Here is a 269-nt window from a genome sequence, read left to right as displayed (position 1 = left end):
CCCGACCACCCCGAGAAGTCGCCCGACGCCGCTCAATACGGCCACCAGGAGCCCCTCCTCAACCCTTTCCTCCAGATCCAATCCAACTCACCCCACTCCTCCATCCCCACCATCACCCTCCTCATCCTCTCCCGCATCCTCCACCCAATCCCCCCCCCACCCGTTCACCCCATCCCACACACCATCGCCCCCCACATATACACCCTCCCCCACCCCCCCAACCTCCACCTCATCTTCTCCCACCTCCACCCCCACCACTCTTCCCATTT

Annotated in this window: 1 protein-coding gene; it reads right to left on the bottom strand. The window is 63.9% G+C overall.

Annotated elements, in window-relative coordinates; genetic code table 11:
* Positions 1–87: 87 nt before the first annotated feature.
* On the bottom strand, positions 88–269 hold a 182-nt coding region (locus FS507_RS18225), incomplete at its 5' end, for a hypothetical protein (protein ID WP_222121472.1).

Source organism: Corynebacterium glyciniphilum AJ 3170, from assembly GCF_007673095.1.
GTDB lineage: Bacteria > Actinomycetota > Actinomycetes > Mycobacteriales > Mycobacteriaceae > Corynebacterium.
The sequence above is the reverse complement of the archived record's forward strand: the minus strand, read 5'-3'. Positions and strand labels throughout refer to the sequence as shown.